General features: G+C 61.5%; 27 protein-coding genes. 23 read left to right on the top strand and 4 right to left on the bottom strand.

Annotation, left to right across the window (positions count from 1 at the left end):
* Positions 1-717, bottom strand: coding sequence for a 4'-phosphopantetheinyl transferase family protein (locus J1N02_RS06410; protein ID WP_421147227.1), 717 nt, complete (start codon positions 715-717; stop codon positions 1-3).
* Positions 718-853: 136 nt separating this feature from the next.
* Between J1N02_RS06410 and J1N02_RS06405 the strand changes: the two genes are divergently transcribed.
* Genes J1N02_RS06405 through J1N02_RS06395 form a run of 3 tightly spaced genes read left to right on the top strand, consistent with a single transcriptional unit; the run spans position 854 to position 3,201 of the window.
* Positions 854-1,162, top strand: coding sequence for a hypothetical protein (locus tag J1N02_RS06405; protein ID WP_421147226.1), 309 nt, complete (start codon positions 854-856; stop codon positions 1,160-1,162).
* Between the two features lie 18 nt (positions 1,163-1,180).
* A complete protein-coding gene (locus tag J1N02_RS06400) occupies positions 1,181-1,858 on the top strand; it encodes a response regulator (protein WP_017138377.1) in 678 nt (225 codons plus the stop codon).
* Positions 1,855-3,201 carry an ATP-binding protein gene (locus J1N02_RS06395; RefSeq protein WP_027607794.1) on the top strand — a complete coding sequence of 449 codons (1,347 nt, stop codon included), beginning with the start codon at positions 1,855-1,857 and terminating at the stop codon, positions 3,199-3,201. The genes J1N02_RS06400 and J1N02_RS06395 overlap by 4 nt, the downstream gene beginning before the upstream one ends.
* A gap of 137 nt (positions 3,202-3,338) precedes the next feature.
* On the opposite strand, the gene J1N02_RS06390 is transcribed toward J1N02_RS06395, so the two are convergent.
* Positions 3,339-4,337 (bottom strand): AraC family transcriptional regulator, encoded by a 999-nt coding sequence (locus tag J1N02_RS06390; RefSeq protein WP_146477379.1) that lies wholly within the window; start codon positions 4,335-4,337, stop codon positions 3,339-3,341.
* Between the two features lie 27 nt (positions 4,338-4,364).
* Here J1N02_RS06390 and J1N02_RS06385 point away from each other — a divergent pair, with 27 nt between their 5' ends.
* From J1N02_RS06385 to J1N02_RS06370, 4 genes are all read left to right on the top strand, one after another.
* Entirely contained in the window at positions 4,365-4,502 is a 138-nt protein-coding gene (locus tag J1N02_RS06385) for a hypothetical protein (RefSeq protein WP_155954385.1), read from the top strand.
* 174 nt (positions 4,503-4,676) lie between these two features.
* Entirely contained in the window at positions 4,677-6,008 is a 1,332-nt protein-coding gene (locus J1N02_RS06380; RefSeq protein WP_065939069.1) for a dicarboxylate/amino acid:cation symporter, read from the top strand.
* Between the two features lie 171 nt (positions 6,009-6,179).
* Positions 6,180-7,166, top strand: coding sequence for an XdhC family protein (locus J1N02_RS06375; protein ID WP_092359490.1), 987 nt, complete (start codon positions 6,180-6,182; stop codon positions 7,164-7,166).
* Entirely contained in the window at positions 7,163-7,753 is a 591-nt protein-coding gene (locus J1N02_RS06370) for a nucleotidyltransferase family protein (protein ID WP_027607798.1), read from the top strand. The genes J1N02_RS06375 and J1N02_RS06370 overlap by 4 nt, the downstream gene beginning before the upstream one ends.
* 63 nt (positions 7,754-7,816) lie before the next feature.
* On the opposite strand, the gene rne is transcribed toward J1N02_RS06370, so the two are convergent.
* Entirely contained in the window at positions 7,817-11,008 is a 3,192-nt protein-coding gene (gene rne / locus J1N02_RS06365) for a ribonuclease E (RefSeq protein WP_027607799.1), read from the bottom strand.
* Between the two features lie 767 nt (positions 11,009-11,775).
* Between rne and rluC the strand changes: the two genes are divergently transcribed.
* Genes rluC through J1N02_RS06350 form a run of 3 tightly spaced genes read left to right on the top strand, consistent with a single transcriptional unit; the run spans position 11,776 to position 14,389 of the window.
* Positions 11,776-12,735, top strand: coding sequence for a 23S rRNA pseudouridine(955/2504/2580) synthase RluC (gene rluC / locus J1N02_RS06360; RefSeq protein ID WP_065939065.1), 960 nt, complete (start codon positions 11,776-11,778; stop codon positions 12,733-12,735).
* Positions 12,722-13,384 (top strand): HAD-IA family hydrolase, encoded by a 663-nt coding sequence (locus J1N02_RS06355; protein WP_405125511.1) that lies wholly within the window; start codon positions 12,722-12,724, stop codon positions 13,382-13,384. The genes rluC and J1N02_RS06355 overlap by 14 nt, the downstream gene beginning before the upstream one ends.
* A gap of 21 nt (positions 13,385-13,405) precedes the next feature.
* Positions 13,406-14,389, top strand: a complete 984-nt coding sequence (locus tag J1N02_RS06350) for a S49 family peptidase (RefSeq protein ID WP_027607802.1) — start codon at positions 13,406-13,408, stop codon at positions 14,387-14,389.
* Between the two features lie 136 nt (positions 14,390-14,525).
* On the opposite strand, the gene J1N02_RS06345 is transcribed toward J1N02_RS06350, so the two are convergent.
* A complete protein-coding gene (locus J1N02_RS06345) occupies positions 14,526-15,104 on the bottom strand; it encodes a Maf family protein (protein WP_108574840.1) in 579 nt (192 codons plus the stop codon).
* Between the two features lie 105 nt (positions 15,105-15,209).
* Between J1N02_RS06345 and J1N02_RS06340 the strand changes: the two genes are divergently transcribed.
* From J1N02_RS06340 to J1N02_RS06280, 13 genes are all read left to right on the top strand, one after another.
* Positions 15,210-15,740 carry a YceD family protein gene (locus J1N02_RS06340; RefSeq protein ID WP_027607804.1) on the top strand — a complete coding sequence of 177 codons (531 nt, stop codon included), beginning with the start codon at positions 15,210-15,212 and terminating at the stop codon, positions 15,738-15,740.
* A 13-nt stretch (positions 15,741-15,753) separates the two neighbouring features.
* The gene (gene rpmF, locus J1N02_RS06335; RefSeq protein ID WP_008152339.1) at positions 15,754-15,936 is read left to right on the top strand and encodes a 50S ribosomal protein L32; all 183 of its coding nucleotides are present in this window, start codon (positions 15,754-15,756) and stop codon (positions 15,934-15,936) included.
* A 4-nt stretch (positions 15,937-15,940) separates the two neighbouring features.
* Complete coding sequence (gene plsX / locus J1N02_RS06330) at positions 15,941-16,951, top strand: phosphate acyltransferase PlsX (RefSeq protein ID WP_081744488.1); 1,011 nt, start codon at positions 15,941-15,943, stop codon at positions 16,949-16,951.
* Between the two features lie 125 nt (positions 16,952-17,076).
* Positions 17,077-18,015 carry an ACP S-malonyltransferase gene (fabD, locus tag J1N02_RS06325; protein WP_368962922.1) on the top strand — a complete coding sequence of 313 codons (939 nt, stop codon included), beginning with the start codon at positions 17,077-17,079 and terminating at the stop codon, positions 18,013-18,015.
* 24 nt (positions 18,016-18,039) lie between these two features.
* Complete coding sequence (gene fabG / locus J1N02_RS06320; protein ID WP_065926164.1) at positions 18,040-18,783, top strand: 3-oxoacyl-ACP reductase FabG; 744 nt, start codon at positions 18,040-18,042, stop codon at positions 18,781-18,783.
* 191 nt (positions 18,784-18,974) lie between these two features.
* Entirely contained in the window at positions 18,975-19,211 is a 237-nt protein-coding gene (acpP, locus tag J1N02_RS06315; RefSeq protein WP_003442511.1) for an acyl carrier protein, read from the top strand.
* Positions 19,212-19,338: 127 nt separating this feature from the next.
* Positions 19,339-20,583, top strand: a complete 1,245-nt coding sequence (gene fabF, locus J1N02_RS06310) for a beta-ketoacyl-ACP synthase II (RefSeq protein ID WP_027607808.1) — start codon at positions 19,339-19,341, stop codon at positions 20,581-20,583.
* Entirely contained in the window at positions 20,583-21,398 is an 816-nt protein-coding gene (pabC, locus tag J1N02_RS06305; RefSeq protein WP_098478891.1) for an aminodeoxychorismate lyase, read from the top strand. Before fabF ends, pabC begins: the two co-directional genes overlap by 1 nt.
* Before the next feature lies 1 nt (position 21,399).
* Positions 21,400-22,521, top strand: a complete 1,122-nt coding sequence (gene mltG / locus J1N02_RS06300; protein WP_092359484.1) for an endolytic transglycosylase MltG — start codon at positions 21,400-21,402, stop codon at positions 22,519-22,521.
* 19 nt (positions 22,522-22,540) lie between these two features.
* Positions 22,541-23,173 (top strand): dTMP kinase, encoded by a 633-nt coding sequence (tmk, locus tag J1N02_RS06295; RefSeq protein ID WP_027607811.1) that lies wholly within the window; start codon positions 22,541-22,543, stop codon positions 23,171-23,173.
* A complete protein-coding gene (locus J1N02_RS06290) occupies positions 23,166-24,155 on the top strand; it encodes a DNA polymerase III subunit delta' (RefSeq protein WP_421147225.1) in 990 nt (329 codons plus the stop codon). Before tmk ends, J1N02_RS06290 begins: the two co-directional genes overlap by 8 nt.
* A gap of 63 nt (positions 24,156-24,218) precedes the next feature.
* The gene (locus J1N02_RS06285) at positions 24,219-25,004 is read left to right on the top strand and encodes a TatD family hydrolase (RefSeq protein ID WP_065939055.1); all 786 of its coding nucleotides are present in this window, start codon (positions 24,219-24,221) and stop codon (positions 25,002-25,004) included.
* Positions 25,005-25,448: 444 nt separating this feature from the next.
* Positions 25,449-26,117 (top strand): TetR/AcrR family transcriptional regulator, encoded by a 669-nt coding sequence (locus J1N02_RS06280; protein ID WP_027607814.1) that lies wholly within the window; start codon positions 25,449-25,451, stop codon positions 26,115-26,117.
* Positions 26,118-26,136: the final 19 nt, after the last annotated feature.

Here is a 26,136-nt window from a genome sequence, read left to right as displayed (position 1 = left end):
TCAAGCGGCGATGGCAGCCAGGCTCAACAACTGCCCCTCATTCACCGCAAACTGCGCGGTAAGTTCCTTGCCGTGGCACCACTCGCTGGACAGATCTGTGAGTAAGCGCAAGCGCACATGCCCGGCCTCTGACCACTCCACCACCTCGGCATGTTCAAAATAAAAGCGCTTCTGCACGATCGGGTAGAGCGCCTTGAACAAACTCTCCTTGACCGAAAACGTCAGCGTCACCAGCAAGGCGATCTGCTCTCGCGGCAGGTCGGCCATACGCTGCAGCTCTTGCGCCGTCAGAATCTCCCCGGCCAGGCGCTCCGCCCGTTCCAGGCTCAGCAGGTTTTCCAGGTCCATCCCCAACCCGCGCCATTGCGCCTTGTGCCCGACAATCGCGGCGGCATGCCCGGTGCTGTGGGTAATGGAACCGCTGATATGGGCGGGCCACACCGGTGCGCGGTCTTCGCCGATCGCCGGGATGCAGTTGATCTGATCGAGCCGTTGCAGGGCCGCGCGCGCGCACAGGCGACCGGCGAGAAACTCGGCCTGACGCTTGGCCACCGAACGCTGGATACTCGCCGGTGGCGGCACGGCGCAATGCTGGAAGTCGCCGGGTGCCAGCAATGCAGGATCGAACCGGGTGCTGAGAAACACCGTGCCCGGCAAGGGGGCGGGCAGCGGCCAATGGGCGTCGAGTGGGGTGCAGCAAGCGGGTAGGGGGGTCATGGGCGGTATTTTGCCGAGTTGGAGGGCAAGAGGATAGCCCGCCGTGATTCAGGCGAGGTTCAAAGCCTGTTCAGGGGGAGTTCAGGGGCGCTTGCGTAGTCTGGCCTCACAGCCAAACGCGTAATGAGGTAACACCATGACTGCGATCAAGAAGCTGATGTTGGCCTTAACCATGCTCAGTGCCACCGTCGGGGTTCAGGCCTCCGATGGTGCCTTTGCCGCATTCGGTCGTGAGAAAACCAAGAAGTCCAGCATCCTGATGCAGCGCGTCAGCATCGAAGATGCTGGCAGTCAGCCCGCGCCCTGGGGCCAGTCCCTGGGCCAGGCCACCCCGCAGCCGAGCTATCGCGCCGGCTATGAACACCTGAGCGGCCGGTTCAACGGCATTAAACTGCGCCCGCAAGACCTGCAGGGCCGCTATGATACCCCTCTGTCGGACAGTTGATTTGCTTTGGAGAGCCTTATGAAATTGCTGGTGGTGGAAGATGAGGCGCTGCTGCGCCATCACCTGTTTACCCGCCTGACCGACAGCGGCCACGTGGTCGAGGCCGTGGCCAATGCCGAAGAGGCCCTGTACCAGACCGGTCAATTCAACCATGACCTGGCGATCATCGACCTGGGCCTGCCCGGCATGGGCGGCCTGGACCTGATCCGCCAACTGCGCAGCCAGGCCAAGACCTTTCCGATCCTGATCCTCACCGCGCGCGGCAACTGGCAGGACAAGGTCGAAGGCCTGGCCGCCGGGGCCGACGACTATGTGGTCAAGCCGTTCCAGTTCGAAGAGCTGGAGGCGCGGATGAACGCCTTGCTGCGCCGCTCCAGCGGGTTTACCCAGTCGACCATCGTCGCCGGGCCCTTGCTGCTGGACCTCAACCGCAAGCAAGCGTCCCTCGATGAACAGCCCCTGGCATTGACCGCCTATGAATATCGCATCCTCGAATACCTGATGCGCCATCACCAGCAGGTCGTCGCCAAGGACCGCCTGATGGAGCAGCTCTACCCCGACGACGATGAGCGCGATCCGAATGTGATTGAAGTGCTGGTCGGCCGCCTGCGCCGCAAGCTGGAAGGCCCGGCGGGGTTCAAGCCGATCGACACCGTGCGCGGCCTGGGCTACCTGTTCAATGAGCGCTGCCGTTGATTCGCTCGCTCCGTGTGCGCTTGATGCTGGCGGCCGCCACCCTGGCCGTGCTGTTTATGCTGGGCCTGTTGCCCGCCATGCAGGGTGCGTTCAGCCTGGCATTGCAGGATTCCATCGAGCAGCGCCTGGCGTCGGACGTCACCACCCTGATCTCCGCCGCGCGGGTGGAAAACAATCGCCTGCTGATGCCGGCGCAGTTGCCGGATGAACGCTTCAACCTCACCGATAGCCGCTTGCTCGGCTATATCTATGACCGCGAAGGCCACTTGGTGTGGCGTTCGCGGGCCACCCGGGACGAAAACATCAACTACAAGCCGCGCTATGACGGGCGCGGCAATGAGTTCGCGCGGATTCGCGAGGCCGACGGCCAGGAGTTCTTCGTCTACGACGTCGAGGTCAGGCTGCTCGGTGGCAAGAGCGCGGCGTTCAGTATCGTGGCCCTGCAACCGGTGCGCGAATACCAATTGACCCTCGAAGGCCTGCGCGAAAACCTCTACCTGGGCTTCGGCGCGGCACTGCTGGTGCTGCTGACCTTGCTGTGGCTGGGCCTGACCTGGGGCCTGCAGGCCCTGCGGCGATTGAGCCAGGAGCTTGACCAGATCGAAGGCGGTACCCGCGAAAGCCTCTCCGAGCAACACCCGCGCGAATTGCTGCGTCTCACCGGCTCCCTTAACCGCCTGCTGCACAGTGAGCGCGAACAACGGGCACGTTACCGCGACTCCCTCGATGACCTGGCCCACAGCCTGAAAACGCCGCTCGCCGTGTTGCAAAGCGTGAGCGAAGACATGGCGCAACGTCCGGAAGATCGCGACCAGGCCTGGGTGCTGCAATCCCAGATCGAACGCATGAGCCAGCAGATCGGCTACCAGCTGCAGCGTGCCAGCCTGCGCAAAAGCGGCCTGGTGCGCCATCAGGTGCGCCTGGAGCCGGTAGTGCAAAGCCTCTGCGATACCCTGGGCAAGGTCTACCGCGACAAGGGCGTCACGGTGTCCTTTGAATTGCCGGACGAATGCGATGTACCGATCGAGAAGGGTGCCCTGCTTGAATTGCTCGGCAACCTGCTGGAAAACGCCTACCGGTTGTGCCTGAGTGAAGTACGCATCAGCCTGGTGGAAAATTCCGAAGGGCTCGAGTTGTGCATCGAGGACGACGGCCCCGGAGTGCCGCCGGACCAGCGTGCACGGATCCTGCAACGGGGCGAGCGCCTGGACCGTCAGCATCCGGGGCAGGGGATCGGGTTGGCGGTGGTCAAGGACATCATAGAAAGCTACGGCGCGCGATTGACCCTGGGGGATTCGCCGCTGGGTGGCGCGGCGTTCAAGATTCACTTTCCGGCCTTGTGAACGGTAGTGGCTGGGCTGGCCCTATCGGGGGCAAGCCCCCTCCCACATTTTGAACTTATTCACAGATCAAACTTTGTAAACACAGTCAAAGGTGGGAGGGGGCTTGCCGCCGATGAGGCCCCACACACGACGCAGCGCTAGCTCTCCTGCGCCCGATAGGCCCCCGGTGTCAGCCCCGTCCACTTCTTGAACGCCCGATGAAACGCCGACGGTTCTGAGAACCCCAGCTGCTCGGCGATCGCCTGCAAGGACAAGTCCGCCCGCCCCAGGTGGTAGATGGCGATGTCCCGCCGCAATTCATCCTTGAGCGCCTGAAAGCTGGTGCCTTCTTCGCGCAAATGTCGGCGCAGGGTTTGCGGGCTGACGTGCAAGTGCCGGGCGACGGCTTCCAGGTCTGGCCAGGGCGTGCGGTCGCGGCTCAATAAGCGTCGCAGCTGGCTGCTCAAACTGTCGCCTTCATCCGGGCGTGACAGCAGGTCGGCGGGGGAGCGCTCGAGGAAATGCTTGAGGGTGCGCTCGTCCTGCAACAGCGGCAGGCTCAGGTAGCGGGCGGGAAACACCAGGCTGCTGTGCGGGGCACCGAACACCTGGGCGCAGGGAAACAGCAGGTCATATTCAGCGGCGTGGGCCGGCATCGGGTAGCTGAAGGTGGCCTGGTGCAAACGAATGCGCCGGCCGATCAGCCAACTGCCCAGGCGGTGCCAGATCACCAGCAGGCATTCGCTGAGGAAGTGATCCGGGTCCCACAGGTGAGAATCATCCAGGCTCAGGCGGGCCATTTCGCCTTCCCGTGTCAGCTGCCAGCGCGGGCCTTGTGGGAATAGGCTATAAAATAGTAAACCGCGTTCCAGGGCCTTCTCCAGGGTGCGGCAGTGGATCAGCGCATGGCACATCATGGCGAAGGTGCCGCGTTTGCTCGGCCCGTCGGCGAACCCCAAGTATTCATCGTCCAGTGCCAGCCAGAGCATTTGCAACAGCCGGGTGAATTGCTCGGGTGCAATGCGGGCACGGGGTTCGGCCAACAGTTCCGGGGTGATGCCCAGCTGTTGCAACAGGCCCGAATAGTCGTAACCGGTTCGACGCGCACCGCCCAGGGCTGCCCGGGCGTAATGGCTGGCGATGGTACGTTCACGCATGCGGGGCCCTCGTCCATGGAATGGCGGATGGTAGTCATCACCTGGCAGGGCGACAAGGCGGATATCCGCCAAATTGTAGGACGGGATTGGGCGGCGTGGCGGAAATCCGCCAGCCTATTCGGCACATTGGTGGCGGCTTTGAAATCCGCAACCCTGATGTATTAAGGCTCCCAGGGGTTTTCAGCAAAGTGGCACGGCGTTTGCGATAAGGATTACAGCGCAGGCCTGGTCCTACAGGCTTCGCAAACAACAAATCCCTCCAGTGCAGGAGGGTTCGCAATTCAAGTGTCGTGGGCAATGGCGGATATTTGCCACACGGGACGATTGAGGAATTTTGCAATGACGACTCGTCAGCCAATCTACAAATCCCTGTATTTCCAGGTGATCGTTGCAATCGTTATCGGTATTTTGCTCGGTCATTTCTACCCGCAGACCGGCGTGGCGCTCAAGCCACTGGGTGACGGCTTCATCAAGCTGATCAAAATGGTCATCGCCCCGATCATCTTCTGCACCGTTGTCAGCGGCATCGCCGGCATGCAAAGCATGAAATCGGTCGGCAAAACCGGCGGCTACGCGCTGCTGTACTTCGAAATCGTTTCCACCATCGCACTGCTGATCGGCTTGATCGTGGTGAACGTCGTGCAACCGGGCGCCGGCATGCACATCGACGTGGCAACCCTGGACGCCTCCAAAGTGGCGGCCTACGTCACTGCCGGTAAAGACCAGAGCATCGTTGGCTTTATCCTCAATGTGATCCCGAACACCATCGTCGGCGCCTTCGCCAACGGCGACATCCTGCAAGTGCTGATGTTCTCGGTGATCTTCGGTTTCGCCCTGCATCGCCTGGGTGCCTACGGCAAGCCGGTGCTGGACTTCATCGATCGCTTCGCCCACGTGATGTTCAACATCATCAACATGATCATGAAGCTCGCGCCAATCGGTGCCCTGGGCGCCATGGCGTTCACCATCGGTGCCTACGGTGTAGGTTCCCTGGTGCAGTTGGGCCAGTTGATGATCTGCTTCTACATCACTTGCCTGCTGTTCGTGCTGGTGGTGCTGGGCGGTATCTGCCGCGCCCACGGTTTCAGCGTGATCAAACTGATCCGCTACATCCGTGAAGAACTGCTGATCGTTCTGGGTACGTCCTCCTCCGAATCCGCACTGCCACGCATGCTGATCAAGATGGAGCGTCTGGGCGCGAAGAAATCCGTAGTCGGCCTGGTAATCCCGACCGGTTACTCGTTCAACCTCGACGGTACCTCGATCTACCTGACCATGGCTGCCGTGTTCATCGCCCAGGCAACTGACACCCACATGGACATCACCCACCAGATCACCCTGCTGCTGGTGCTGCTGCTGTCCTCCAAAGGTGCTGCTGGCGTGACCGGTAGCGGCTTTATCGTACTGGCAGCCACCCTGTCGGCTGTCGGCCACCTGCCGGTTGCCGGCCTGGCGCTGATCCTGGGTATCGACCGCTTCATGTCTGAAGCCCGTGCACTGACCAACCTGGTGGGTAACGCCGTTGCTACCCTCGTTGTGGCCAAGTGGGTCAAGGAACTGGACACCGACAAGCTGCAAAGCGAGCTGGCATCCGGCGGTACCGGTATCTCTGAAACCCGCGAAGTCGATGACCTGGGCGTGGCCGAGGGCCCAGCCCCTGTGATCAAGTAAACCGCTGATGGCGTGAAATCCGCGCCGACAGCTATCCGCAAACGCCCCGACTGGTTCGGGGCGTTTGCGTTTGTGCGGGATTACTTTTTTGCAATATTTTCACTTAGAGTCAGCGACTGATGAAATTCGCGCTACGCGGCATGTTCCAAACGCAGACTGGCAGGAGGATATATGGACAGTGTTGATTTGAATGTCCTGCGCAGCGTGCTCGAATGGCGCCGCGCCGGGCAGCAGGTGGTGTTGTATAGCGTTGTCCAGACCTGGGGCAGCGCGCCGCGTCCACCGGGCGCCATGCTGGCGTTGCGGGGGGATGGCGTGGTGATCGGCTCGGTGTCCGGCGGTTGCATCGAGGACGACTTGATCGCCCGCTTGCAGGATGGTCGCCTGACGCACGACGGGCCGCCGGTGCAGTTGGTGACCTACGGCGTGACGCGCGACGAGGCGGCGCGTTTCGGCCTGCCATGCGGCGGCACCTTGCGCTTGACCGAAGAGCGGGTGCAAGACTGGGCCTGGGTCGCGCAGTTGCTGGAGCGTTGCGAAGCGCATGAAATTGTCGCGCGGGAACTGGACCTGGTCTCCGGTGAAGTCACGTTGAGCAGTGCGAACAAGACCGATGTGGTCACCTTTGATGGCGAACGCCTGCGGGCTATCTATGGCCCGCGCTGGCGCCTGCTGTTGATCGGTGCCGGGCAACTGTCGCGCTACGTGGCGGAAATGGCGCGCCTGCTGGATTTCGAAGTATTGATATGCGATCCGCGTAGTGAGTTTGTCTACGGCTGGGAAGAGCAGCACGGCCGCTTCGTGCCGGGTATGCCTGATGAGGCGGTGCTGAATATCCAGACCGACGAGCGCACGGCCATTGTCTGCCTGACCCATGATCCGCGCCTTGATGATATGGCGTTGCTGACGGCGTTGAACTCCAGTGCCTTCTACATCGGCGCGCTGGGTTCGCGGGTCAATAGCCAGACGCGTCGCGAGAACCTGGCGGCGCTGGGGTTGTCGACGGACGCGATTGCGCGTTTACATGGGCCGATTGGCCTGCATATCGGTAGCCATACGCCGGCGGAGATCGCCTTGTCGTTGATGGCGGAAATTGTCGCGATCAAGAACGGCGTGGCGCCAATGCAGAAAAAGCCCCTGCCGGCGGTTGCTGAATAATGCTGGCGGCGATTGTCTTGGCGGCGGGGCGGGGCAGCCGGTTCCGAGCCGAGGCGGGGGCTGACCAGGATAAGTTGCTGGCCGATTGCGTGGGCCGTGATGGGGTGATGCGTCCGGTGATCGAGCAGGTATTGGTGAATTTGCCGGATCGCCTGATGGCGCGCTGGCTGGTGACCACGCCGGATCGCACGGAGATCATTCGGTTGGCCCAGGCGTATGGCTGCCAGGTCTTGCTGTTGCAGTCAGCCGGCATGGGCGAGAGCATCGCCGCAGCCGTCGCGGCCAGTGCCTCGGCGGATGGCTGGCTGGTGGTGTTGGGGGATATGCCGTTTATCCAGTCATCGAGCATTGAACGGGTGATTGACGCGCTGGAGGAGGATGGCATCAGCGTGCCGGTGCAGGCGGGTGACTATGGGCATCCAGTGGCCTTTGGTCGCGCTTTTGGTCCGGACTTGATGGCGCTGACCGGGGATCGTGGAGGCAAGCCATTGTTCGCACGTGTCCGGGTGCGGGAAGTGCAGGTGGAAGATGCGGGTGTTCTGTGGGATGTGGATCTGCCGAAACGGTTAAATTTTAGTGCGGACTAAGTAAAGGACATAAAAAAAGCCCCGCCTGATCACTCAGGCGGGGCTTTTTAGTGGCTGATGGAATCAGGCGAGGGGTTTAGGCTCGTGTTCTTCTTCCAGGGCCTTGTGCTCTACCCCTGCTTCAGCAGCGGTGTGCTCAACCACGGTTTCAGCAACCGGGGCTGGCGCCTCGACAGCTTCGACGATGGCTGGAGCGGCAGCAGCAGCGGCGGCAGCTGCCTCAGCTTCCTTGCGACGACGACGCACTTCACGTGGGTCGTTCGGCGCACGGCCGTTTTCGGTCAGGGCGCTGGCTGGTGCGGCTTCTACCACGGGTGCTTCGGCAACCACCGGGGCTTCAACAACCACTGGCGCAGCCTCGACAGCTGGCGCAGGCTCGGCAACCACTACTTCGGCAACCGGCGCAGGCGCTTCTTCTACCACCGGTGCAGGCGCTGGTGCTTCAACCGGGGCGGCAGGTTCGGCAGTCCACTGGAAGGCGGTCTGTTCTTCGCGAACTTCACGCACTGCCGGGGCAGCTTCTTCGACAGCCGGGGCTTCAGCGGCGACTTCAACTACTGGCTGAGGCTCAACCACCGGAGCGGCTTCAACTGCGACCACTTCGGTTTCTGGCTGGGCGTCGCGGGTCGGTGCCACTTCCACTTCCGGAACCACTGGGGCTTCGACAGGGGTAGTTGCTTCAACGACCGGTGCTTCAACCGTTGGGGTCTCGGCAACTGGCGCTTCAACGGCAACGGTTTCTTCGACAGCGGCAGTCGCGCGTTCAGCCTGTTCGTGAGCCTGGGCTTCAGCAGGTGCGCTGATCACCGAGCTGGCAACCGCTGCGGTAACGGCCAGGCCGGCAGCCAGTTCGGCACCGGTCGGTTCGTGGGCGGCGCCTTCTGCGTTCTCGCCGGCCTCTTCCGAGCCCTCGATCACATTGCCATTGGCATCACGCTGACGCTCACGGCGGTTGCTGCGACGACGCTGGCCACGGGAGCGGCGGCGTGGACGATCGCCTTCGGCGTTGTCCTGACCGTCTTCCTGCAATTGCTCTTCGCCGGCCAGCACTTCTTCTTCGCTGGCGGCAGCGGCTTGCTCGGCACGTGGTTGACGCTCTTCACGCGGTGGGCGCGGCTGGCGCTCTTCACGTGGTGCACGCTCTTCGCGCGGCTGGCGAGCTGGGCGCTCTTCAGCGGCAGCGGCTGCAACACCTGCAACGGCAGGGGCGGCATCCAATGGCTCGCGCAGTTCACGCACACGTTCTTCACGCTCGCCACGCGGCTTGCGATCTTCACGCGGAGCACGTGGGGTACGTGGTGCGCGCTCTTCGCGCGGTGCACGTTCTTCACGGGCTACGGCCGGGGTTTCTTCACGCGCTTCGCGAGGTGCACGCTCTTCACGTGGTGCGCGTTCTTCGCGAGGCGCACGTTCTTCACGCGGCTTGCGCTCTTCGTCACGGCGACCGTTGCGGTTACGGCTCTGCTGGCGACCGTTGCGACGCTCTTCGTTGCGTGCAGGGCGTTCGGTCGCAGGTTTTTCAACCACGACCGGTGCCGCAGGCTCTTCCTTGGTGGCGAACAGGCTGACCAGCGACTTCACCAGGCCCTTGAACAGGCTCGGCTCAGGCAGGGCGGCCGGTGCGGCAACCGGGGCAGCGGCTTCAACCGGCACCGGTGCGTTGGCACGGGCTGGGGCGGTTTTCACGGCGGCTTCCTGGCGCACCAGGGTGCGGGTCGCGGCGGCTGGCTGGACTTCTTCCACTTCGGCGGCGGCGGCAGCGATTTCGTAGCTGGACTGGCCGCTGTGGGCTTCCGGGCTGTCGTCACGCAGGCGCTGTACTTCGAAGTGCGGCGTCTCGAGGTGATCGTTCGGCAGGATCACGATACGAGCACGGGTGCGCAGTTCGATCTTGGTGATCGAGTTGCGTTTTTCGTTGAGCAGGAAGGCTGCGACCGGGATCGGCACTTGCGCGCGGACTTCGGCGGTGCGGTCTTTCAGGGCTTCTTCTTCGATCAGGCGCAGGATCGCCAGGGACAGCGATTCAACGTCACGGATGATGCCGGTGCCGTTGCAACGCGGGCAGACGATGCCGCTGCTCTCGCCCAGGGATGGACGCAGGCGCTGACGGGACATTTCCAGCAGGCCGAAGCGCGAGATACGGCCGACCTGTACGCGGGCTCGGTCGGCTTCCAGGCATTCGCGGACTTTCTCTTCCACGGCGCGCTGGTTCTTGGCGGGGGTCATGTCGATGAAGTCGATCACGATCAGGCCGCCGATGTCGCGCAGGCGCAACTGGCGGGCGATTTCTTCAGCCGCTTCCAGGTTGGTCTGCAGGGCGGTTTCTTCGATGTCGCTACCCTTCGTGGCGCGCGCCGAGTTGATGTCGATGGACACCAGGGCTTCGGTCGGGTCGATCACGATTGAGCCGCCGGAAGGCAGCTCGACCACACGCTGGAAAGCGGTCTCGATCTGGCTTTCGATCTGGAAACGGTTGAACAGCGGCACGCTGTCTTCGTACAGCTTGATCTTGCTGGCGTACTGCGGCATCACCTGGCGGATGAAGGTCAGGGCTTCGTCCTGGGCTTCGACGCTGTCGATCAGCACTTCGCCGATGTCCTGGCGCAGGTAATCGCGGATGGCGCGGATGATCACGTTGCTTTCCTGGTAGATCAGGAACGGCGCGGAACGATCCAGGGAGGCCTCTTTGATGGCGGTCCACAGTTGCAGCAGGTAGTCGAGGTCCCACTGCATTTCTTCGCTGCTGCGGCCCAGGCCGGCAGTGCGCACGATCAGGCCCATGTCGGCCGGTGCGATCAGGCCGTTCAGCGCTTCACGCAGTTCGTTGCGCTCTTCGCCTTCGATGCGACGGGAGATGCCGCCGGCACGCGGGTTGTTCGGCATCAGCACGAGGTAACGGCCGGCCAGGCTGATGAAGGTGGTCAGGGCAGCGCCCTTGTTGCCACGTTCTTCTTTTTCGACCTGAACGATGACTTCCTGGCCTTCGCTCAGGACGTCCTTGATGTTTACGCGGCCTTCGGGGGATTTCTTGAAGTATTCGCGGGAGATTTCTTTGAGGGGCAGGAAGCCGTGGCGCTCGGAGCCGAAATCGACAAAGGCAGCCTCAAGGCTTGGTTCGATGCGAGTAATACGGCCTTTATAGATGTTGGCCTTCTTTTGCTCGCGTGCACCGGATTCGATGTCCAGGTCGTAGAGGCGTTGGCCATCTACCAGTGCAACACGCAACTCTTCGGGTTGAGTTGCGTTAATCAGCATTCTTTTCATGTTGTACCGTCGGTTTCCGGGCTGCCGGAAACGGCGTTCGGCACACACGACTTCTCACGGTCGGTGTCAGGTGCGTCAAGAGTGGTTGGCCACTCCAGTGTCCAGCAAAATCGGCCAATTGGGCCGGTATCGCGACGGACGCGTCCTGCTTGTTAGCGGTGGTGACAAAGGCACCACTTCAACAAAAGCTAAGGTCAGGAGGAGGAATCAACCGGCGACTGTGGACGAGATGAAGCGTCTAAATATAAGCCTAGTGCTACACGGTCCGACGGTTGTGCATCTCCACCCTACACGTATCCCTGATAATTCGGGTGCTGCCGCGCGCAGAATCCGCAGCGGGTTGGCATTTACCGTGTTCTCCAATGGGGAGTCCACGCTCATGGCTAAACAAGACTGAATGTGGGCGACTGCGCTCACACTCAGCTCTTAACAGGCGTTGTTTCCGAAGCATTCGCCGTGGTCCGGCTCAAGACTGACTGCACTTTGTGAACTGGCCGTAAATATCGGCGCAGAACGCGAGTATTCACTCTGCTTTCTGCACTCGCTTCAGGCCTCATGTCACCTGCGCTTGTTACAATCTCGAGCCTTCCAGGGTGGCGAAAGCCCCGTAGGACGGCCTCGCGTCCTGATGAATTGCGATGGTCAGGGCCGGCAGTTTGCCGCTAGTCCTCTGCCCAGGCCGCTTTTGGCGGCGTTCGCGACTATAGCAGCAATGATTAAGTGCTTCAATTCCATAAAAAATTGTTATCATCGCCGCCATGACGACTACCGCCCCCCAGACCCCCAGCGTCCAGCTGCTCGAGGTCTCGCCGGAATATGCCGGCCAACGCATCGATAATTTTCTCCTGGCCAGGCTCAAGGGTGTGCCCAAGACCTTGATCTACCGCATCTTGCGCAAAGGCGAAGTGCGCGTGAACAAGGGCCGCATCAAGCCTGAGTACAAGTTGCAGGCGGGCGATATTGTCCGTGTGCCGCCCGTGCGCGTGCCTGAACGCGATGAGCCCGTGCCATTGGCCCAGGGCCTGTTGCAGCGCCTTGAGGCATCGATTGTCTTCGAAGACAACAAGCTGATCGTGATCAACAAGCCCTGCGGTATTGCGGTTCACGGTGGCAGCGGCCTGAATTTCGGCGTGATCGAAGCCTTCCGTCAGCTGCGCCCGGATTGCAAGGAGCTGGAGCTGGTCCACCGCCTGGACCGCGACACCTCCGGCCTGTTGATGATCGCCAAGAAACGCAGCATGTTGCGCCACCTGCACACCGCCCTGCGCGGCGATGGCGTGGACAAGCGCTATATGGCGCTGGTGCGCGGTAACTGGGCCAGCTCGATCAAGAGTGTCCGCGCGCCGTTGCAGAAGAGCAACCTGCGTTCCGGCGAGCGCATGGTCGAAGTGGACGAGGAGGGCAAAGAAGCCCTGACCCTGTTCAAGGTGCTGCGTCGTTTCGGTGACTTCGCCACCATGGTCGAGGCCAAGCCGGTGACGGGGCGCACCCACCAGATTCGTGTGCACACCCTGCATGCAGGCCATTGCATCGCCGGCGATACCAAGTATGGCGACGAGGATTTTTCCAAGGAAATCCGTGACCTGGGCGGCAAGCGCCTGTTCCTGCACGCCTACATGCTCACCGTGCCGCTGCCTGACGGCGGCGAGCTGAAGCTGCAGGCGCCGGTGGATGAGATGTGGGCCAAGACCGTGGAGCGTTTGAGTGTCGCACCTTGACTACAAGCTGCTGATTTTCGATTGGGACGGCACCCTGTGTAACTCCATCGGTCGGATTGTCGAGTCGATGCACGCAGCTTCGACCCGCTCGGGCTTCGACGTGTGCACTGACCTGGCGGTCAAAGGCATTATCGGCCTGGGCTTGCCTGAGGCGATCCGCACCTTGTACCCCGGGATCAGCGACGCTGAACTGGTGACGTTCCGCGAGCATTACGCGGATCACTACATTGCGCTGGAGGCCACACCTTCGCCGTTGTTCGAGGGTGTGGCGCAGTCGCTGGAGGCTTTTCGCGCCGGGGGCTATCACCTGGCCGTCGCCACCGGCAAGGCCCGCCGCGGGCTGGACCGGGTGCTCAGCGCCCATGGCTGGGAGGATTATTTCGACATCACCCGTGCCGCAGATGAAACCGCCAGCAAACCTCACCCTCTGATGCTGGAGCAGATCCTTGCCCATTGCGGTGTGTCGCCGCGTGAGGCGTTGATGGTGGGTGATGCTTCCTTCGATCTGATGATGGCGCGCAACGCCGGCATGGACAGCGTGGCAGTCAGCTATGGCGCCCAGTCCGCCGAGGCGTTGCAGCAATACGAGCCGAGGGTCACGATTGATCATTTTTCTGAATTGCAGGCCTGGCTCGGTCGGGCCCAATAAGTCTTTGCTGGGGTTGATGGCATGAGTGACGAGTGGAAAGCGCCTGAAAAGGCTGAAAGCGGTGATGACAAGAGCTGGAAACTGCTGGAGAAGACGCTCCTGGCCAGCGTCCAGGAGCAGCGCCGTGCACGGCGCTGGGGGATTTTCTTCAAGCTGCTGACCTTCACTTACCTGTTGCTGATGCTGGCGCTGTTCAGCCCGCTGATGGACATGGAAAAAAGCGCGACCCGTGGCGCCAACTACACCGCGTTGATCGAAGTGCGGGGAGTGATCGCCGACAAGGAGCCTGCCAGCGCTGACAATATCGTCAGCAGCCTGCGTGCCGCGTTTGAAGACCCCAAGGTCAAGGGCGTGATCCTGCGCATCAACAGCCCAGGCGGCAGCCCGGTGCAATCGGGTTATGTGTATGACGAGATTCGCCGCCTGCGCGGCCTGCACCCGGATATCAAGCTGTACGCGGTGATTTCCGACCTGGGGGCCTCGGGCGCGTATTACATTGCCAGTGCCGCCGACCAGATCTACGCCGACAAGGCCAGTCTTGTCGGCTCCATTGGTGTGACGGCAGCCGGCTACGGCTTTGTCGGTGCCATGGAAAAGCTGGGGGTTGAGCGTCGTACCTACAACTCGGGCGAGCACAAGTCGTTCCTTGATCCGTTCCAGCCGCAAAAGGCCGATGAAACCCAGTTCTGGCAGGGAGTGCTCGATACCACCCATCGCCAGTTCATCGCCAGCGTGAAACAGGGGCGTGGGGATCGCCTGAAGGACAAAGACCATCCGGAGCTGTTCTCCGGGTTGGTGTGGTCGGGGGAGCAAGCATTGCCGCTGGGGCTGATCGATGGTTTGGGCAGTGCCAGTTCGGTAGCGCGGGATGTGGTCGGCGAGAAAGAGCTGGTGGACTTCACCGTTGAAGAATCGCCGTTTGATCGTTTCTCCAAGAAGCTCGGCGCCAGCGTGGCTGAGAAGCTGGCGCTGTACATGGGCTTCCAGGGTCCGGCACTGCGTTAATATCTCAAGTCTGTCGTAGATCAAAATGTGGGAGGGGGCTTGCCCCCGATAGCGGTGGATCAATCAATCCAAGGTTGGCTGACACACTGCTATCGGGGGTAAGCCCTCCCTTCCCATATTTGGTTTAGCAGTGTTCTTAAGGGATTTGCACGCCTTCGCTGAGCAGCATGTCCACCAAACGAATCAGCGGTAAGCCGACCAGGCTTGTCGCGTCCGGCCCTTCGGTGCTTTGGAACAAGCTCACGCCCAGCCCTTCCGCCTTGAAGCTGCCTGCGCAGTCATACGGCTGCTCGATCCGCAGGTAGCGCTCGATGCGCGCTGCATCCAGCTCGCGCATGTGCACAGTGAAAGGCACGCAGTCCACCTGGCAGTGCCCGGTCTCGCTGTTAAGGAGGGCCAGGCCGGTGAGGAAGCTGACACGCTTGCCGCTGGCGGCCAATAACTGCTCGCGCGCATTTTCGAAGGTGTGAGGCTTGCCGATGATGCGGCCTTCCAGCGCGGCGACCTGGTCTGAGCCGATGATCAGGTGGCCGGGGTGGCTGGCGGCGAGGGCGCGGGCTTTCTGTTCGGCCAGGCGCTTGACCAGGTCTGTGGCGGACTCGTTTGCAGCATGGCTTTCGTCGATATCCGGCGAGCTGCAGATGAATGGCAGGTGCAGGCGGCTGAGCAATTCCCGGCGATAAACCGAGCTGGAAGCGAGTAATAAAGGCAGCATATACGTATCCTCAAGGCAGCCGCCGATTCTAGCGGGGCGACCGGCCGACGCACAGGGCTGAATTTCCTTTGACATGGCTGGGGGCATCCCTATAATGCTGCGCCTATGTTGAATGACCCGATTCCACCTCACGTTGACCCGCGCAAATTGGCTGATCGTGGCACTTCCCTTCAAGGTGAGTTGCTGCTGGCCGATTTGGAGAGACTCTGCGACCCGCTTTCCGACACTGTCGGTACGGTGCAGGCCAAATTCGTTTTTGAACGAGATGAACGTAAATCTGTGGTAATTCACAGTTTTATCGACACCGAGGTCAAAATGGTTTGCCAGCGTTGTCTTGAGCTGGTCACCCTGCCGATTCACAGCGAGTGCAGTTATGCTGTGGTAAAGGAGGGTGCGAATACCCAGTCGTTGCCGAAAGGTTATGACGTGCTGGAACTGGGCGAAGATCCTTTGGATCTGCATGCACTGATCGAGGAGGAGCTTCTGCTCGCCTTGCCCATTGTGCCTGCTCATCATCCGGAAGAATGCCAGCAGCCGGCGGGTCTCGATGACGAGTCCGAACCGAGCGAGGACGAGGTAACGCGGTCCAACCCGTTCAGTGTATTGGCGCAGTTAAAGCGTGACCCAAACGTTTAGGAGTTAATCAATTATGGCTGTTCAGCAGAACAAAAAATCCCGCTCTGCCCGTGACATGCGTCGTTCCCACGACGCCCTGACGGCAAGCACTCTGTCTGTAGAAAAAACCACCGGTGAAATTCACCTGCGTCACCACGTATCGCCAGAAGGCGTATACCGTGGCCGTAAAGTGATCGACAAGGGCGCTGACGAGTAATCACTTGTCTGCTCAAGTCATCGCGATTGACGCAATGGGCGGGGACTTCGGTCCCCGCAGCATTGTTCAGGCCTGCATTGCCAGCCTGTCTGCCACGCCCTCGCTGCACCTGACCCTCGTCGGTCAACCCTCCCTCCTTGAAGAACTGATTGCCAGCCATCCGGCGGTGGATCGCGCGCGCCTGACGATTACGCCAGCCAGCGAAACCATCACCATGGATGAGAAACCGGCGACGGCCCTGCGCGGCAAGCCTGACTCTTCGATGCGGGTGGCCTTGGAGCTGCTGCGTGATGGCAAGGTGCAAGCCTGTGTCAGTGCCGGCAACACAGGGGCGTTGATGGCGTTGTCGCGGCATGTGCTCAAGACGCTGCCTGGCATTGATCGGCCGGCAATGGTGGCGGCGATTCCGACGCAGAAGGGCTATTGCCAGTTGCTGGACCTGGGGGCGAACGTCGATTGCAGTGCCGAGCACCTGTTCCAGTTTGCCGTGATGGGCTCGGTGGCCGCCGAAGCGCTGGGCGTGGCCCGGCCGCGGGTGGCCTTGCTGAATATCGGCACCGAAGACATCAAGGGCAACCAGCAGGTCAAGCTTGCCGCCACCTTGCTGCACGGTGCGCGAGGCCTGAACTACATCGGCTTTGTCGAGGGTGATGGGTTGTACCGGGGCGAGGCGGATGTGGTGGTGTGCGACGGGTTTGTCGGCAATATCCTGCTCAAGTCCAGCGAAGGCCTGGCGACCATGATCGCCTCGCGTATCGAGGCCTTGTTCAGGCGTAACCTGGTATCGCGCCTGGTGGGCGCCCTGGCGCTGCCGTTGATGCGTCGCCTGCAGGCCGACCTGGCCCCGGCGCGGCATAATGGTGCGAGCTTCCTGGGTTTGCAGGGCATCGTGGTGAAAAGCCACGGTTCGGCCGGGGTCGAAGGCTTCCAGAGTGCGATTGCGCGCGCGGTGATCGAGATCCAGGAAAACCTGCCGCAACGCTTGCACGGCCGCCTCGAGGACCTGTTGCCTTAGGTGAATCGGCCGGGGAATGCTTAAATGTGACCGGCCAGTTCAATTGACCATCCAATCTGTCAGTTTCGTGCGCTCCCACCGAGGAGCGACCATTTTCGACGACCAGATCATTAGGGGCTTGTTAGATGTCTACATCCCTCGCATTCGTCTTTCCAGGGCAGGGTTCGCAGTCCCTCGGCATGTTGGCCGAGCTGGGCGCGCAATACCCGCTGATCCTGGACACGTTCAAGGAAGCTTCCGAGGCCCTGGGTTACGACCTGTGGGCGCTGACCCAAGAGGGGCCGGAAGAGCAGCTCAATCAAACCGATAAAACCCAGCCAGCCATCCTGACCGCTTCGATCGCCCTGTGGCGCTTGTGGTTGGCCGAAGGCGGTGCGCGTCCGGCGTTCGTGGCCGGTCATAGCCTGGGCGAATACAGCGCCCTGGTGGCGGCGGGCAGCCTGACCCTTGCTGAAGCGGTCAAGCTGGTCGAGCGTCGTGGCCAGCTGATGCAGGAAGCCGTTCCGGCCGGGCAGGGCGGCATGGCCGCTATTCTGGGGCTGGACGATGCTGTGGTGATCGAAGCCTGTGCCGAAGCGGCCCAGGGTGAAGTGGTCAGCGCGGTAAACTTCAACTCCCCAGGCCAGGTGGTGATCGCCGGCGCCAGGGCAGCCGTCGAGCGTGCCATCGAGGGCTGCAAGGCGCGCGGTGCCAAGCGTGCATTGCCGTTGCCGGTGAGCGTGCCGTCGCACTGCGAGCTGATGCGCCCGGCTGCCGAGCGCTTTGCCGAGTCCATCGCTGCCATCAACTGGCAGGCGCCAAAGATTCCGCTGGTGCAGAACGTCAGCGCGGCCGTGGCCGCCGACCTCGACACCCTCAAGCGCGACCTGCTGGAGCAACTCTACAAGCCTGTGCGCTGGGTCGAGTCGGTCCAGACCCTGGCCGCCAATGGCGCCACCGAGCTGGTCGAGTGCGGCCCGGGCAAAGTCCTGGCTGGCCTGAACAAGCGCTGCGCCGACGGCGTGTCGACTGCCAACCTCAATACCCCGGATGCCTTCGCTGCCGCTCGTGCGGCGCTGGCCTGATCCCCGAACTTAGGAGAAGCCTGCATGAGTCTGCAAGGTAAAGTTGCACTGGTTACCGGCGCGAGCCGTGGCATTGGCCAGGCCATCGCCCTGGAACTGGGCCGTCAGGGCGCCGTCGTGATCGGCACCGCCACTTCCGCCTCGGGCGCCGAGCGTATCGCCGCGACCCTGAAGGAAAACGGCGTTCAAGGCACCGGCCTTGAGCTGAACGTGACCAGCGATGAGTCCGTGGCTGCCGTACTGGCCGAGATCACCGCCCAGTTCGGTGCGCCGGCGATTCTGGTGAACAACGCCGGTATCACCCGCGATAACCTGATGATGCGCATGAAAGACGACGAATGGTACGACGTGGTCGATACCAACCTGAACAGTCTGTTTCGCCTGTCCAAGGGTGTTTTGCGCGGCATGACCAAGGCCCGTTGGGGTCGAATTATCAATATTGGCTCCGTAGTGGGTGCCATGGGCAACGCAGGCCAAGTAAACTATGCAGCCGCCAAGGCCGGCCTGGAAGGTTTCAGCCGTGCATTGGCGCGAGAAGTCGGTTCGCGGTCGATTACGGTCAACTCGGTGGCCCCAGGGTTCATCGACACCGATATGACCCGCGAACTGCCGGAAGCACAGCGTGAAGGCTTGCTGACGCAGATTCCGCTGGGCCGTCTGGGCCAGGCTCAAGAGATCGCGAATGTGGTCGCTTTCCTGGCATCCGACGGTGCGGCATACGTGACTGGGGCTACAATCCCGGTGAACGGCGGGATGTACATGAGCTAAATTGTGACGGATCGCTTCAAAAAAATGTCATACGAGCTGTCTAAAATCCGTTATAAAGCTGCAACTTAATTTATAGGCAGGTGGCAAACCGGGTACAGGGTGAAGCTTTCAGTTGAAAAGCTGAAAAGGCTTTCTATACACTTACCCACTGGCCAGCTGCCTGAATTTGTCCATTAGGAGTTAAACAAGGTATGAGCACCATCGAAGAGCGCGTCAAGAAAATCGTTGCCGAGCAACTGGGCGTCAAAGAAGAAGAAGTGGTCAACACTGCTTCCTTCGTAGAAGACCTGGGTGCCGATTCCCTTGACACCGTTGAGCTGGTGATGGCTCTGGAAGAGGAATTCGAGACCGAAATCCCGGACGAAGAAGCTGAAAAAATCACTACTGTTCAAGCTGCTATCGACTACGTTACGAACCACCAGGCGTAATAGTTTGTAGTCGTCGCCTGCTGTTAGGGAAAAACCGCACTGCTGTAACGGCGTGCGGTTTTTTCTTTAGCGCTGATGAAAAGTAAGCTCTGAAGCAAAGTGTCGTCATTAGAAAAAGGAGAGTGCTGTGTCGCGTAGACGCGTCGTAGTCACCGGTATGGGTATGTTGTCGCCACTGGGTACGGATGTGCCGAGCAGTTGGCAGGGCATTCTGGCTGGCCGCAGTGGTATTGGTCTGATCGAACACACGGACCTTTCTGCCTATTCCACCCGTTTTGGCGGCTCGGTAAAGGGGTTCAATGTCGAGGAATATCTCTCGATCAAAGAGTCCCGCAAGCTCGACCTGTTCATTCAATACGGCCTGGCAGCCGGTTTCCAGGCAGTGCGTAACGCTGGCCTGGAAGTGACCGACGCCAACCGTGAGCGCATCGGCGTGGCCATGGGTTCGGGTATTGGCGGTTTGACCAATATCGAAGAAACCAGCCGCACGCTGCATGATTCCGGCCCTCGTCGAATTTCACCGTTCTTCGTGCCTGGCTCGATCATCAATATGATTTCCGGTTTCCTGTCCATCCACTTGGGGGCGCAGGGGCCTAACTACGCGATTGCCACCGCGTGCACCACGGGTACCCACTGCATCGGCATGGCGGCGCGTAACATCGCCTATGACGAAGCCGACGTGATGATCGCCGGTGGTGCTGAAATGGCCGCCTGTGGCCTGGGAATGGGCGGCTTTGGCGCCTCCCGTGCCCTGTCGACCCGCAATGACGAGCCGACCCGTGCCAGCCGTCCGTGGGACAAGGGCCGTGACGGCTTTGTACTGGCCGACGGCGCCGGTGCCCTGGTGCTCGAAGAGTTGGAGCACGCCAAGGCGCGTGGTGCCACCATCTATGCCGAGTTGATCGGTTTTGGCATGAGTGGCGACGCCTATCACATGACCTCGCCACCGTCCGACGGTGCCGGCGCTGCGCGGTGCATCACCAATGCCTTGCGCGATGCCAAGGTCAACACGGACCAAGTGCAGTACATCAATGCCCATGGCACCTCGACCCCGACGGGCGACCTGGCGGAAGCCGAAGCCATCAAGTCGGTGTTCGGCGAGCACGCCTACACGCTGGCGGTCAGCTCCACCAAGTCCATGACCGGCCACCTCTTGGGTGCGGCGGGCGCGGTAGAAGCGATCTTCAGCGTGATGGCCATCAAGGACCAGGTCGCTCCGCCGACCATCAACCTCGATGAGCCGGACGAAGGCTGCGACCTGAACTTCGTGCCGCATGAGCCGCAACAGATGCCGATCGACGTTGCGATCTCCAACTCGTTCGGCTTCGGTGGCACCAACGGTTCCCTGGTGTTCCGCCGGTTCGCCGAGTGATGCACAGCTGGGTCGACGGTCAGCCAGCGGACAGCGTGCCCCTGAAAGATCGCGGCCTGGCGTACGGTGATGGCCTGTTCGAGACCATCGCCGTCAAGGCCGGGCAGCCCGTGCTGCTTGACCGTCACCTGCATCGCCTGGATGAGGGCTGCAGGCGCCTCGCTTTCGTTGTGGATCAGACGTTGGTCCGCAGCGAAGTGCAGGCCTATGCCGCCGCTCTCGGCGACGGTGTCCTCAAGCTGATCCTCACCCGCGGCGACAGCCTGCGCGGTTATGGCATCAACCCCCAGGCCCCGGTGCGTCGTATCTTGCAGGGCAGTCCGCCTGCGACCTATCCCCAGGCCCATGGAACCGACGGTGTTCGTCTGTTTGCGTGTGCCACCCGCCTGGCCGAGCAGCCGTTGCTGGCCGGTCTCAAGCACCTCAATCGCCTCGAGCAGGTGATCGCCCGTGCCGAATGGCAGGATGCCGAACATGCCGAAGGGTTGATGCTGGATGTGTCCGGGCGTGTCATCGAAGGCGTATTCAGCAACCTGTTCCTGGTAAGTAATGGCTTGTTACTAACCGCCGATCTGAATCGTTGCGGCGTTGCAGGCGTCATGCGCGCCGAGATTCTGGCTCAGGCGAGCGCCCTGGGCATCCCGGTGGCCGTGGCTGACATCAGCCTTGAGCAATTGCGGGAGGCTGACGAAGTCTTTGTGTGCAACAGCGTTTATGGCATTTGGCCGGTGCGTGGGTGCGCTGCGATGAGCTGGTCGGTTGGGCCGCTCACCCGTAAACTGCAGGGCATTGTTCGCGCGCTATTGGATATTTGAGTTGATACGAAAACTGGTTGTACTGCTGCTGATCGGTCTGTTCTCGGCGGCTTTGCTGTTGGGGTTTTCCGCGTGGAAATATGACGCTGCCTTGAAGCAGCCGTTGAATCTGACCCAGGAGCAATTGCTCGATGTGCCGGCAGGGGCCACCCCCACTGGTACCTTCAATCGTCTGGAGGCGGATGGCGTGCTCGACGGCGCGTTCTGGTTGCGCCTGTATTGGCGTTTCAACCTGGACGGCCAACCGCTGCACAGCGGTGAATACCGCATGACCCCGGGCATGACCGCCGAAGGCCTGATCGGCCTGTGGCAGCACGGCGAGGTGGTGCAATACAGCCTGACGCTGGTGGAGGGCTGGAATTTCCGCCAGGTGCGTTCGGCCCTGGCCAAGCATGAAAAGATCGTGCAGACCCTGGCGGGCCTGAGTGACAGCGAAGTGATGGACAAGCTCGGCCATCCTGGCGTGTTCCCCGAAGGTCGGTTCTTCCCGGATACCTACCGCTTCGTGCGCGGCATGACCGATGTCGAGTTCCTGAAGAAAGCCTATAACCGCCTGGATGATGTCCTCGCCCAGGAGTGGAGCAAGCGTGCTGCCGACGTGCCCTATACCGATCCCTATCAAGCCTTGATCATGGCCTCCCTGGTGGAGAAAGAGACCGGTGTGCCGGAAGAGCGCGGGCAGATTGCCGGTGTGTTCGTACGCCGCCTGAAGATCGGCATGCTGCTGCAGACCGACCCCACCGTGATCTACGGCCTGGGCGAGCGCTACAACGGCAAGTTGACCCGTGCGCACCTCAAGGAAGCCAACCCTTATAACACCTACATGGTGGCCGGCCTGCCGCCGACACCCATCGCCATGGTCGGCCGCGAGGCGATCCATGCCGCGTTGAACCCGGTGCCGGGCAGCAGCCTGTATTTCGTCGCCCGTGGCGACGGCAGCCATATTTTCTCCGATGACCTGGGTGCGCATAATGCTGCTGTGCGTGAGTTCCAGCTCAAGCGCCGTGCCGATTACCGCTCAAGCCCGGCACCGCTGGTAAAACCGCCGGAAGACCTGGCGCCGCCTGCTGATGCTCCCGGCGAGCCCGCGCCGGATGCCGCCGCGCCGCAAAGCCCGCAATGACTCTGACTAAGGACTGCCTGTGACTGGCTTGTTTATTACCCTGGAAGGCCCGGAAGGCGCCGGCAAAAGCACCAACCGCGATTACCTGGCCGGCCGCTTGCGCGCTGAAGGTGTCGAGGTGGTGTTGACCCGTGAGCCCGGCGGTACACCCCTGGCCGAGCGCATCCGTGACGTGTTGCTGGCCCCAGGCGAAGAACAGATGAACCCGGACACCGAGCTGCTGCTGGTGTTCGCTGCCCGTGCCCAGCACCTGGCCGAGGTGATTCGTCCGGCCCTGGCCCGCGGTGCCGTGGTGATCTGCGACCGTTTTACCGATTCCACGTATGCCTACCAGGGCGGTGGCCGGGGTTTGTCCCTGGCGCGTATCGCCACCTTGGAAACCTTTGTGCAGGGTGATCTACGTCCCGACCTGACTCTGTTGTTCGACCTGCCGGTGGCAGTGGGCATGGCCCGCGCCAGCGCCCGTGGGCGTCTCGACCGTTTCGAACTGGAAGGCCAGGGGTTTTTCGATGCTGTGCGCAGCGCGTTTCTCAAGCGCGCCCAGGCTGAACCGGCGCGCTACCACCTGCTGGACGCGGCCCAGCCGTTGACGCAGGTGCAGCAGGCCATCGACGCCCTGTTACCCAAGCTGTTGGAGCGCGCCCGTGGCTGAAGCCTACCCGTGGCAGGACAGTCTCTGGCAGCAGTTGGCCGGCCGTGCCCAGCACGCCCACGCCTATTTGCTGCATGGGCCGGCCGGGATTGGTAAGCGCGATCTGGCTGAGCGACTCATGGCCAGCCTGCTGTGCCAGCGCCCGGTCAACCTTGAAGCCTGCGGCGCGTGCAAATCCTGCCTGTTGCTCAAGGCCGGCAGCCACCCGGACAACTACCTGCTCGAACCCGAGGAAGCCGACAAGGCGATCAAGGTCGACCAGGTGCGTGACCTCGTCAGTTTCGTGGTGCAGACCGCGCAGATGGGTGGGCGCAAGGTGGTGTTGATCGAGCCGGTGGAGGCCATGAACGTCAACGCCGCCAACGCCTTGCTCAAGAGCCTGGAAGAACCCTCCGGCGACACGGTGCTGTTGCTGGTGAGCCACCAGTCCAGCCGCTTGTTGCCGACCATTCGCAGCCGGTGCGTACAGCAGGCCTGCCCGTTGCCCAGTGAAGCCATGAGCCTGCAATGGCTGGCGAAGGCGCTGCCGGATTGCTCCGCAGAGGAGCGGATCGAGTTGCTGACCCTGGCGGCCGGTTCCCCGCTGGCGGCCGTCAAGCTGCAAGCCCAAGGTGTGCGTGAGCAACGCGCCCTGGTTGTGGATGGGGTGAAAAAACTGCTCAAGCAAGAGCTGTCCGCCACCCAGTTGGCTGAAAGCGCCTGGAAGGACATTCCCTTGCTGCTGCTGTTCGACTGGTTCTGTGATTGGTCGAGCCTGATCCTGCGCTACCAGTTGACCCAGGACGAAAACGGCCTGGGCCTGCCCGACATGCGCAAGGTGGTGCAATACCTCGCGCAGAAGAGTGCCCAGGACAAGGTGCTGGTTATCCAGGACTGGATCCTCGCCCAGCGCCAGAAGGTGCTCGGCAAGGCCAACCTCAACCGCGTGCTGTTGCTTGAAGCGCTGCTGGTGCAGTGGGTCGGCTTGCTCGGCCGGCGTTAATTTCCGTGGCCGACGGATGTATCGTTGGCCAGACACTTTCCGTGACCTAAGTCGTAATTTCCTATGCTTGTAGATTCCCATTGCCACCTTGATCGCCTTGACCTCGCCCAACACGGCGGCTCCCTGGATGCTGCCCTCGACGCTGCACGCCAGCGTGGGGTAGGGCATTTCCTGTGCATTGGCGTCAGCGCCGACAATGCTGCCGACGTCAAAGCCCTGGCCGAGCGTTATGCCGATGTGGATTGCTCGGTGGGTATCCACCCGCTGGACCTCAAGCCTGGCGAAGCCCCGGCCCTCGACTGGCTGCTGGGCGAACTCAATCACCCGCGGGTGGTGGCCATTGGCGAAACCGGCCTGGACTACCATTACGAGCCGGAAGCCGCCGAGTTGCAGCAGGCCTCGTTTCGCCTGCATTTACAGGCCGCCGGGCAAACCGGCAAGCCGGTGATCGTCCACACCCGTGGCGCCCGTGCCGACACCCTGGCCCTGTTGCGCGAAGCCGCGTTGCCCCAGGCCGGCGTGTTGCATTGCTTTACCGAGGATTGGGACATGGCCAGGGCCGCACTCGACCTGGGGTTCTATATTTCCCTGTCGGGCATTGTCACTTTCCGCAATGCCGATGCCCTGCGCGACGTGGCGCGCCAGGTGCCAGCCGACCGCCTGCTGGTGGAAACCGACTCGCCGTACCTGGCGCCGATTCCCCATCGTGGCAAACCGAACCTGCCTGAATATGTACGGGATGTGGCGGATTACCTGGCGATGCTGCGCGGTGAGTCCTATGAGCGCTTTGCCGAGCAGACCACCGAGAACTTCAAGCGCCTGTTCCCGCTGGCCCACGTTGCTGCATGACACGACTGAATCGCAGGCAAAAAAAACCCGGGTTCTGGGGGGTGAATCCGGGTTAAGACCATTAGGAGTAAAACAAGGGCACACAGTCCGTCGGTACCCAGGTCGGCGCTTCACTTGGGGGAGATGTCACGCCGACAGTTCAAGTATTGATCAGTATCTGATTCAGTCCAGTCGCGACTGATCGTTTTTTAAACAGATTTGGAATACATGCGCTTCGCTTGAGTTCTCATTGGGCAGTGCACGGGTGCAGTTGTTGCGTATTATTTCTGACTGGTAGGCATGAAAACGTTGGCGCCTTGAAAGTAAAGTGCAGGACGGGTTCACATAGACGTTGCCCAACGACCGTTCAGTCGGGATAATCCCTCGCACTGGGTAAATCGTATCGCCATGTATTCGTGGCCCTGCGCAGCCCTCCCTATTCCGACCTTTGCAGACCTCTTCCTCATGCACAAAGAACCCCGTAAGGTCCGTGAGTTTCGCCGCCGTGAGCAGGAAATTCTCGATACCGCACTCAAGTTGTTCCTCGAACAAGGCGAAGACAGCGTCACCGTCGAGATGATCGCGGATGCCGTGGGTATCGGCAAAGGCACGATCTACAAGCACTTCAAGTCCAAGGCCGAGATCTACCTGCGCCTGATGCTCGACTACGAGCGCGACTTGAACGAGCTGCTGCATTCGGCCGATGTCGACAAGGACAAGGAAGCGCTGTCCCGCGCCTACTTCGAGTTCCGCATGCGTGACCCGCAGCGCTACCGCCTGTTCGACCGCCTGGAAGAGAAGGTGGTCAAGGGCCATCAAGTGCCGGAGATGGTCGAGGAGTTGCACAAGATTCGCGCCTCGAACTTCGAGCGCCTGACCCTGCTGATCAAGGGCCGCATCAGCGAAGGCAAGCTTGAAGACGTACCGCCGTACTTCCACTACTGCGCCGCCTGGGCCTTGGTGCACGGCGCCGTGGCGCTGTACCACTCACCGTTCTGGAGCAATGTGCTGGAAGACCAGGAAGGTTTCTTCCAGTTCCTGATGGATATCGGTGTGCGCATGGGTAACAAGCGCAAGCACAGCAGTGAGCCGGCACTGGTTGAAGCGGCCCCCGTCGAAACCCCGGCCACGTAATGATTTGCTGCCAGGCGCA

This window comes from Pseudomonas sp. NFX5 (assembly GCF_049132125.1).
Taxonomy (GTDB): domain Bacteria; phylum Pseudomonadota; class Gammaproteobacteria; order Pseudomonadales; family Pseudomonadaceae; genus Aquipseudomonas; species Aquipseudomonas marginalis.
This window is presented reverse-complemented; position numbering and strand designations above follow the sequence as displayed.

Excerpts from the sequence above, each read along its gene's own strand:
- J1N02_RS06410 (WP_421147227.1), bottom strand. The coding sequence starts at position 717 with ATGACCCCCCTACCCGCTTGCTGCACCCCACTCGACGCCCATTGGCCG.
- J1N02_RS06405 (WP_421147226.1), top strand. The coding sequence starts at position 854 with ATGACTGCGATCAAGAAGCTGATGTTGGCCTTAACCATGCTCAGTGCC.
- J1N02_RS06400 (WP_017138377.1), top strand. The coding sequence starts at position 1,181 with ATGAAATTGCTGGTGGTGGAAGATGAGGCGCTGCTGCGCCATCACCTG.
- J1N02_RS06390 (WP_146477379.1), bottom strand. The coding sequence starts at position 4,337 with ATGCGTGAACGTACCATCGCCAGCCATTACGCCCGGGCAGCCCTGGGC.
- J1N02_RS06385 (WP_155954385.1), top strand. The coding sequence starts at position 4,365 with ATGGTAGTCATCACCTGGCAGGGCGACAAGGCGGATATCCGCCAAATT.
- J1N02_RS06380 (WP_065939069.1), top strand. The coding sequence starts at position 4,677 with ATGACGACTCGTCAGCCAATCTACAAATCCCTGTATTTCCAGGTGATC.
- J1N02_RS06375 (WP_092359490.1), top strand. The coding sequence starts at position 6,180 with ATGGACAGTGTTGATTTGAATGTCCTGCGCAGCGTGCTCGAATGGCGC.
- rne (WP_027607799.1), bottom strand. The coding sequence starts at position 11,008 with ATGCTGATTAACGCAACTCAACCCGAAGAGTTGCGTGTTGCACTGGTA.
- rluC (WP_065939065.1), top strand. The coding sequence starts at position 11,776 with ATGACGACTACCGCCCCCCAGACCCCCAGCGTCCAGCTGCTCGAGGTC.
- J1N02_RS06350 (WP_027607802.1), top strand. The coding sequence starts at position 13,406 with ATGAGTGACGAGTGGAAAGCGCCTGAAAAGGCTGAAAGCGGTGATGAC.
- J1N02_RS06345 (WP_108574840.1), bottom strand. The coding sequence starts at position 15,104 with ATGCTGCCTTTATTACTCGCTTCCAGCTCGGTTTATCGCCGGGAATTG.
- J1N02_RS06340 (WP_027607804.1), top strand. The coding sequence starts at position 15,210 with ATGTTGAATGACCCGATTCCACCTCACGTTGACCCGCGCAAATTGGCT.
- rpmF (WP_008152339.1), top strand. The coding sequence starts at position 15,754 with ATGGCTGTTCAGCAGAACAAAAAATCCCGCTCTGCCCGTGACATGCGT.
- fabD (WP_368962922.1), top strand. The coding sequence starts at position 17,077 with ATGTCTACATCCCTCGCATTCGTCTTTCCAGGGCAGGGTTCGCAGTCC.
- fabG (WP_065926164.1), top strand. The coding sequence starts at position 18,040 with ATGAGTCTGCAAGGTAAAGTTGCACTGGTTACCGGCGCGAGCCGTGGC.
- acpP (WP_003442511.1), top strand. The coding sequence starts at position 18,975 with ATGAGCACCATCGAAGAGCGCGTCAAGAAAATCGTTGCCGAGCAACTG.
- pabC (WP_098478891.1), top strand. The coding sequence starts at position 20,583 with ATGCACAGCTGGGTCGACGGTCAGCCAGCGGACAGCGTGCCCCTGAAA.
- J1N02_RS06285 (WP_065939055.1), top strand. The coding sequence starts at position 24,219 with ATGCTTGTAGATTCCCATTGCCACCTTGATCGCCTTGACCTCGCCCAA.
- J1N02_RS06280 (WP_027607814.1), top strand. The coding sequence starts at position 25,449 with ATGCACAAAGAACCCCGTAAGGTCCGTGAGTTTCGCCGCCGTGAGCAG.